10 protein-coding genes are annotated in these 7,472 nt (G+C 69.5%); 7 read left to right on the forward strand and 3 right to left on the reverse strand.

Going from position 1 to position 7,472, the window contains the following annotated elements; genetic code table 11:
• Positions 1 to 230, reverse strand: a 230-nt coding sequence (locus QR77_RS49645; RefSeq protein WP_040029516.1) for a helix-turn-helix domain-containing protein, incomplete at its 3' end; no start/stop codon positions are given.
• 72 nt (positions 231 to 302) lie between these two features.
• Here QR77_RS49645 and QR77_RS40255 point away from each other — a divergent pair.
• The 4 genes from QR77_RS40255 (at position 303) to QR77_RS40270 (ending at position 3,762) form a co-directional block, all read left to right on the forward strand.
• Entirely contained in the window at positions 303 to 1,286 is a 984-nt protein-coding gene (locus QR77_RS40255) for an aldo/keto reductase (protein ID WP_040026852.1), read from the forward strand.
• A gap of 247 nt (positions 1,287 to 1,533) precedes the next feature.
• Positions 1,534 to 1,737: a cold-shock protein gene (locus QR77_RS40260; RefSeq protein WP_040026853.1), complete on the forward strand. Its 204-nt coding sequence runs from the start codon at positions 1,534 to 1,536 to the stop codon at positions 1,735 to 1,737.
• 238 nt (positions 1,738 to 1,975) lie between these two features.
• Positions 1,976 to 3,028: a hypothetical protein gene (locus QR77_RS40265; RefSeq protein WP_052489464.1), complete on the forward strand. Its 1,053-nt coding sequence runs from the start codon at positions 1,976 to 1,978 to the stop codon at positions 3,026 to 3,028.
• Positions 3,029 to 3,207: 179 nt separating this feature from the next.
• Positions 3,208 to 3,762, forward strand: coding sequence for a PadR family transcriptional regulator (locus tag QR77_RS40270; RefSeq protein ID WP_052489465.1), 555 nt, complete (start codon positions 3,208 to 3,210; stop codon positions 3,760 to 3,762).
• A 24-nt stretch (positions 3,763 to 3,786) separates the two neighbouring features.
• Here QR77_RS40270 and QR77_RS40275 read toward each other — a convergent pair whose 3' ends face one another.
• Entirely contained in the window at positions 3,787 to 5,292 is a 1,506-nt protein-coding gene (locus QR77_RS40275; protein ID WP_040029519.1) for an MFS transporter, read from the reverse strand.
• 229 nt (positions 5,293 to 5,521) lie between these two features.
• Between QR77_RS40275 and QR77_RS40280 the strand changes: the two genes are divergently transcribed.
• Entirely contained in the window at positions 5,522 to 5,953 is a 432-nt protein-coding gene (locus QR77_RS40280) for a pyridoxamine 5'-phosphate oxidase family protein (RefSeq protein WP_040026854.1), read from the forward strand.
• 15 nt (positions 5,954 to 5,968) lie between these two features.
• Here the strand turns inward: QR77_RS40280 and QR77_RS40285 are convergent, their stop codons facing one another.
• Positions 5,969 to 6,610 carry a histidine phosphatase family protein gene (locus QR77_RS40285; RefSeq protein WP_040026855.1) on the reverse strand — a complete coding sequence of 214 codons (642 nt, stop codon included), beginning with the start codon at positions 6,608 to 6,610 and terminating at the stop codon, positions 5,969 to 5,971.
• Between the two features lie 316 nt (positions 6,611 to 6,926).
• Between QR77_RS40285 and rpmG the strand changes: the two genes are divergently transcribed.
• Both rpmG and QR77_RS40290 read left to right on the forward strand, forming a co-directional pair.
• Positions 6,927 to 7,091, forward strand: a complete 165-nt coding sequence (gene rpmG, locus QR77_RS42670) for a 50S ribosomal protein L33 (RefSeq protein WP_052489466.1) — start codon at positions 6,927 to 6,929, stop codon at positions 7,089 to 7,091.
• A gap of 68 nt (positions 7,092 to 7,159) precedes the next feature.
• On the forward strand, positions 7,160 to 7,408 hold the full coding sequence (locus tag QR77_RS40290; protein WP_040026856.1) for a type B 50S ribosomal protein L31: 249 nt from the start codon (positions 7,160 to 7,162) through the stop codon (positions 7,406 to 7,408).
• Positions 7,409 to 7,472: the final 64 nt, after the last annotated feature.

Genomic DNA, 7,472 nt, shown 5'->3' on the forward strand with positions numbered 1-7,472 from the left:
TCGCCTATCTCCGTGTCGATCATGACGAAGGCGTCGTCATGGCTGTCGAAGTAGTTGAAGAACGTACGCGGGGAGACCCCCGCTGCCTCGCTGATGGCTTCGACGGTGACGTTCTCCGCCCCGTGCTCGGCGGCGAGTCGTACAGCCGCCTCGGCCAGAGCCGTACGCGTGGCCTGCTTCTTGCGCTCCCTCAGTCCGGGAACGGCGCCTTCGGTCCTCACATATTGCAGGGTATGCAAAAGTGCAGGATCTGCAAAATGAATCCGTCAGGGCGGAGGGGCAGAGCGCGTAATATCACCCGAATGGAGCAGCGAACACTGGGCAGGACGGGACGCGACGTCTCCGTCATCGGATTGGGTACGTGGCAGTTGGGCGCCGACTGGGGCGATGTCGCCGAGTCGGACGCGCTCGCCGTGCTCGACGCGGCCGCTGAGTCGGGCGTGACCTTCTTCGACACGGCGGACGTGTACGGCGACGGACGCAGCGAGCAGTTCATCGGCCGCTATCTGAAGAACCATCCGGACGCCGGGATCTTCGTGGCGACCAAGATGGGCCGCCGCGCCGAACAGCTCCCGGAGAACTACGTCCTCGACAACTTCCGCGCCTGGACCGACCGGTCCCGGTCCAACCTCGGTGTGGACACCCTGGACCTGGTGCAGTTGCACTGCCCGCCCACGGCCGTCATCGCCTCGGACGCCGTCTTCGACGCGCTCGACACCCTCGTCGCCGAGGGACGGACCGCCGCCTACGCCGTGAGCGTCGAGACCTGCGCGCAGGCGCTCGCCGCGATCGCGAGGCCGGGCGTGGCCGCCGTACAGATCATTCTCAACCCCTTCCGGCTCAAGCCGCTGGAAGAAGTGCTCCCCGCCGCCCGCGAAGCAGGCGTCGGCATCATCGCGCGCGTCCCGCTGGCCTCCGGCCTGCTGTCGGGGAAGTACACCAAGGACACGGTCTTCGCCGCCGACGACCACCGTTCCTTCAACCGGAACGGCGAGGCCTTCGACCAGGGCGAGACCTTCTCCGGAATCGAGTACGGGACGGGGCTCGCCGCCGCCGCCGAGTTCTCGGAGCTGGCCCCCGAAGGCGCCACACCGGCCCAGACGGCGCTGCGCTGGATCGTCCAGCAGCCCGGCGTCAGCAGCGTCATCCCCGGCGCCCGTTCCGTGGCCCAGGCCCGCGGCAACGCGCAGGCGGCGGCACTCCCGCCGCTGCCGCAGTCCACACTCGACGCGGTGACGGATCTCTACGACCGCCGCCTCCGCGCCCAGATTCAGCACCGCTGGTAGGAAACGCGACGGCGACACGCCGGGCTCGATGTACGGCACAGGCGCAAGAGTTGCTCGATTCTGTGGCTGTATCGCGTCCGGCGATGTAGCGTCTTGATCTAGCTGTCGTGGTTCCGAAGTACCGCTCGCCCGTGACGCACCGTCACGGGCGTTTGTGCTGTTCAGCGTCTCTACGGACCAAGGCGATCACCTCCCGGGTCCCCCGCACCGTGCGGGGAACCTTGTGTACCGGATTCGGAGAATCGGCATGGCCAGCGGAACAGTGAAGTGGTTCAACTCGGAAAAGGGCTTCGGCTTCATCGCCCAGGACGGCGGCGGTCCCGACGTCTTCGCCCACTACTCCAACATCGCGACGTCCGGCTTCCGTGAGCTGACGGAGGGCCAGAAGGTCACGTTCGAGGTCACCCAGGGCCAGAAGGGCCCGCAGGCGGAGAACATCCTCCCCGCCTGACCTCGTCCCGCACTGCCCGGCAGGGCGCGGAACACCAGGGCGCCGGTCCGACGGGAATCCCCGTCGGACCGGCGCTCTTCGCATGTCCGGCGCCGGGCGGATGTCCCTCGTCTGCCGCTCCGGGATGGCGCGAATCTTCCCCGGCGGGCTTGGATGTGACAAAGCGTGCGCCGTGCCGGCGCACGGTGACCATCAGGGTGTGAGCGAACCCGTGGAGTCCGGCAGAGGGAGCCGCGCCATGTCTCTTGACCCCCACGCCTTCATGAGGGATGCCGATCAGCGCCCAGGCGAGGACGGTGCCGGCGCCCCGGCGGGCTCCGCCGCACCCCACGTCCCGCTGCCGGAACCGGGACTCGAGCCGATGCGCACTCTGCTCTGGACGGCGGCGACCTACCGTCCGCTCGACGAGGTGGCCGCCCTGGTGCGCCTCCTGAAGCAGACGGGTTCCCTCCCCAACTCCGGGGACGAGGCGCTGCGCGCCGCCGCTGTGGCGCGCCCCCTGGAGGAGGTCAGACAGCTTGTCGTCCTGCTGAACGAGCCGGGGTGCGAGAGCGGGGAGGCGGACACCGCCCTGCGCGCGGCCGCCGTCGGCCGGTCGGTCGACGACGTGGCGCGGCTCGTGGCCATCTTCCGCGCCGAGGAGGACGGTGCCCCCGAGGGCTTCCCTGACCACGCGCGCACCGGCGCGGCGCCGGGGGACACGGTCCCGACCGGGCTCGCCGACATCCCGGCCGACCCGCCGGCCGGCTTCATGGAACTGCGTGACGCCGGCGGACACGTCAGGATCACCGGCACCGACACGCCGGGCGCACCGCTCCGGTCCCCGACCGACATCCCGGGTCCGGTCGCCTTCGGCGGTCGGACCTCCGCGCCCGCCCCGAGCCTTCCCGCGTCCCCGGGCTTCCGCTCCGTACTGCGCTGGCCGGCGGCCGCGGCCCTGTTCGTCGTCGGCATGATCCACCTGCCGACGGACATCGGCGGCCTGCGCTCCGGCGGATCCACGGGCGCCCTGGCCCTGGTCGTCACCGTCCTGTGCGTCGCACTCGCCGGCTGGCTCGCCGTACAGGACACCCTGTGGATCTGGGCGGCGGGCGCCGCGACAGCCGTGGGGGTGGTGGCCCTGCACACCCTGACCGGTTTCGGGGCCGTCGACGTCCTGGAGAACAGCCTGGGCGCCGCCTTCGGCTGGGCCGGTGCCGTGGTCCTCGTGTGCTCCGTGATCACGGCCGTCCTGGCCGGTTCGGCGCTGATGAACAGACCGAAGCCGGCCGGCGCGGCTAACGACGCCTGACTGCCCAGCCGTACGCGCGCACACCCGTACGCGCACCCCCGTACACGCGTACATCCGGACGCCACCGGCGCACCACGCCGGTGGCGTCCCGCTGTGTGCGGGCGTCGGCGCGCGCCGGCGACAGGTCTGCATCGAAAGGTCAAATCTTATATGTCAAGAGTGGAATGTAAGGTGGCCGGATGAGTCTTCGCCACGCGCTCCTCGGACTACTCGTCGACAACTCCGGCAGCGGCTACGACCTGATAAAGCTGTTCGACACCTCGCTCGCCAACGTCTGGCCCGCCACCCAGAGCCAGGTCTACGGCGAACTGAACCGCCTCGACGGCGAAGGGCTCATCCAAGTCGTGACGGAAGGTGCCCGGGGCCGCAAGGAGTACGGCCTGACCGCTGCCGGCGCGCGGGAACTGCGCCGCTGGCTGGTGGAGAAGGAGGAGAAGCCGCAGCGCGACGAATCGCTCCTCCAGGTCTTCTTCCTCAGCGTCCTGCCCGAAGAACAGGCCGTGCGGCTGCTGCTCGGCAAGGCCGAGACTGCGGCCGCACGGCACGCCGGGCTCGTGGCGCTGCGCGACACCGGCGACTGGGGGGACGGCATGCTGTCCGTCAACGGCAGGCTGGCGCTGGAGTACGGGCTGCGCCTGCGGTCCATGGAGGAGGAGTGGGCGCGCTGGGCGGCCGGACAGGTCGGCGCCGGCGCGCCGGCGGGTGTGTCGAACGGCGCGTCGAACGGCGATTGACCCTGCGCGCCCCCGGCATCCGGATCAGACCGCGGGGGCGGTGGGGGCGCTGTCCTTTCCGTCGTCGCTGTCGCTCGTCTTCTGGCTGGTCAGGGGAGCCGCGATGTCCTCCAGCGACCTGCCCTCGGCCGCCACGGCGAAGAAGATGGCGACAAGTCCGGCGAGCACCATCAGCCCGGCACCGATGGAGAACGCGATGACGGCGTCCCCGACGTTTCCGCTCGACGTGAGGCTGGAGAAGAGCAGCGGTCCCGAGATACCCCCGGCGGCCGTACCGATGGCGTAGAAGAACGCGATCGCCATGGCGCGGGTCTCCATCGGGAAGATCTCGCTGACCGTCAGGTACGCGGAACTCGCCCCGGCCGAGGCGAAGAAGAGGACCACGGCCCAGGAGATCGTCATGGTCGTGGCGTTGAGCAAGCCGCTGTTGAAGAGCCAGGCGGTCACGAAGAGCAGAAGTCCGGACAGGATGTAGGTCCCCGAGATCATCTTCTTGCGGCCCACCGTGTCGAAGAGCCGCCCGAGCAGCAGCGGGCCGAGGAAGTTGCCGAAGGCGATGGCCGCGAAGAAGTAGCCGGTCGAACTGCTGGAGACGCTGAAGAAGTTCACCAGGATCGAGCCGAAGCCGAAGGTGATCGCGTTGTAGAGGAACGCCTGCCCGACGAAGAGGGAGAATCCGAGGATCGCCCGCTTCGGGTACTGACGGAACAGGGACGTGGCGATCTCGCCGAAACCGATCGAGCGCCGCTGCTGGATGGTGATGGAGCCCTGGGGCGCGGGCAGTTGCCTGCCCGTCTCCTCCTCGACCTCGTGTTCGACGTGTTCGACGAGTGTGTCGGCCTCCTCGGAGCGTCCGTGGATGAACATCCACCGGGGACTCTCCGGTACGTGCCGCCGTACGAGCAGGATCACCAGGCCCAGCACGACGCCCAGCGCGAAGGTGAGCCGCCAGCCGAGGTCCTTGGGGAAGATGTTCGTGTTCAGGGCCAGTACGGACAGCAGCGCGCCGCCCATGGCGCCGAGCCAGTAGCTGCCGTTGATGATGAGGTCGACGCGCCCCCGGTACTTACTGGGGATCAGCTCGTCGATCGCCGAGTTGATCGCCGCGTACTCGCCGCCGATCCCGAAGCCGGTCAGGAAACGGAAGAGGAAGAACCACCAGACCGAGAAGGAGAGCGCCGTCGCCGCTGTCGCCGCCAGGTAGACCACCAGCGTGATGATGAAGAGCTTCTTACGGCCGAACAGGTCGGCGAGCCGGCCGAAGACCAGCGCGCCCGCGCAGGCACCCGCCACGTACAGCGCCGCGCCCAGCCCCGTGACCTGCGCGTCCGTGATCGGCAGACCGCTGCCGTCCTCGGAGAGGCGGCTCGCGATGTTGCCGACGACCGTCACTTCGAGACCGTCCAGAATCCATACGGTCCCCAGGCCGATCACGATCATCCAGTGCCACCGTGACCAGGGCAGGCGGTCGAGTCTCGAAGGCACCTGCGTGGTGATGGTTCCCAGTGACGCGTCCCCGGAGTGACTCATGCGCTGTGTCTCCTGCCTGTCGGTCGTCCGCCGCTCGCGGTCCTGCGGTGGTGCCAGCGGGTACCCGACGATCAAACGGGATAAACAGGCCCCGCGCCTCCCGAAATCCACCCGCTCGGCCCAGAGTTCGCGCGGGAGTCGGCGAGTCGGACTTCCGGGCCGGGTGCGACTGATCATGCTGCGGGGGTGACGGCCTGGACGGCAGGCGGAGCGACAGAGGGAGATTCCGGTGGCCCTGAGCCGCGAAGAGCGCGAACAGTTCCTGTCCGAGCCGCACATCGGCGCACTGGCCGTGGACGCGGGAGAGGGGGAGGGGCGCGCCCCGCTCTCCGTGCCGGTCTGGTACCAGTACGAGCCCGGCGGCGACCTCTGGATCCTGACCGGGCCGGACTCACGCAAAGGCAAACTGATCGCGGCGGCGGGACGGTTCACCCTGCTGGCGGACCGTACGGAGCCGACGGTCCGTTACGTGTCCGTCGAGGGCCCCGTGACCTCGACGGTTCCCGCGAGCCCCGAGGCGGCCCGCGAGATGGTGACCCGCTACCTGGCGCCGGAGAAGGTCGAGCCGTACCTCGAGTTCGCCGCCGGCAGCCACGGCGCACAGGTGGTCATCCGGATGCGGCCGGAGCACTGGCTCTCCTCGGACCTCGGCCGGCTCTGAGCCGCGGCGATCGGATCAGGCCACGTCCGCCTTCTCCTGCTCGGCGGCGCGCAGCACGCTGTCGGGCAGTTCGAGGTTCCACGCCGTGATCACCGGACGGTCGTGCTCGGTGCCGAGGCGGGAGACGGTGCCGGTGCCGAGCAGGAAGAGGGCGCCGGCCGCGGGTTCGAGGCCGAGGTAGCGCGCCGTCAGCACGCGCAGGAAATGGCCGTGCGACACGAGGACGACATCCGCGTCGTCGGACCGGAGGACGTCGGTCACCTCGGCGAGCACCCGGTCGGCGCGCGCCCCTACCTGCTCGGGGGTCTCCCCGGGAAACTCGGCGGGCCCCGGCGTCACCCCGTCGGTCCACAGACTCCAGCCGGGACGCGTGCGGTGGATGTCGGCGGTCGTGACGCCCTCGTAGCCGCCGTAGTCCCATTCGTGCAGGTCGGGCGTGAGGCGGTACGGGGCAAGGCCGACCAGCTCGGCCGTACGTCTGGTCCGGGCCAGCGGGCTGACGAGCGTGAGCCCCACCTTCCGGTCGGCGAGCAGCGGCGCGACCGAGCGGACCTGGCTCTCGCCGTGCTCCGTCAGGGGCAGGTCGGTATGGCCGGTGTGCTGCCCCGACAAGGACCAGGCCGTCTCTCCGTGCCGTACCAGGATCAACTCACCCATGGGGTTCGTCCCTACTTCCCGCTCTCCGCGCTCCGCCATCGAAATCGCCTCCGGTGGCCTTCGGTCCCGGTGTCGTGCCCCGGATCCGAAGGAAAGAACTCGCCGGGCCGCGGGCGCATTCCGCGACGGCTCTCCGCGACGGCCTCCGTGGCCGGTCAAGGACAGTCTCTCCCGTCCCGGCGACACGGACATGACGGGAATGCCGCCGGGGGGCGTCGCGTTACAGAGACGTACAGCTTGATGGAAACGACTCCCACCCCCGTTACGGCCGGTTCGGTACCGGGGCGGAGTCCGGCAGCACCGTCTGGAGAACCTCATGGCACGCAGCGAGACCCGTCCCGTCGTCACTCTCCGGTCCACGGCGGGAACCGGCCATACGTATGTGACGCGCAAGAACCGCCGGAACAACCCCGACCGCCTGTTCCTGCGCAAGTACGACCCGGCGCTCGGCGAGCACGTCCTGTTCCGCGAGGAGCGCTGAGGCAGGCCCGCCCGGCGTCCGGCCGTCACCGACACCGTCCATCACCTCGTTCCGAGGAAGGAATCAGCATGAAGCCTCGTATCCACCCCGAATCGCGTCCGGTCGTCTTCCGTGACCGCGCAGCGGGAGCTGCCTTCCTGACGCACTCCACCGCCGATCCGGCGGAGCGTGTGGAGTGGGAGGACGGCAACACCTACCCCGTCGTCGATGTGGAGATCTCCTCCGCGAGCCACCCGTTCTACACGGGCAAGGGGCACGTGGTCGACACCGAGGGCCGTGTGGAGCGCTTCGAGCGCCGCTACGGCAGCCGCGGCTGACCATCGGTCCAGGCACCATCCGACAGATCTGATCGTCCGATCGATTCGCACATCACAGGAGCGG

This window comes from Streptomyces sp. 150FB (genome assembly GCF_000818195.1).
Lineage (GTDB): Bacteria > Actinomycetota > Actinomycetes > Streptomycetales > Streptomycetaceae > Streptomyces.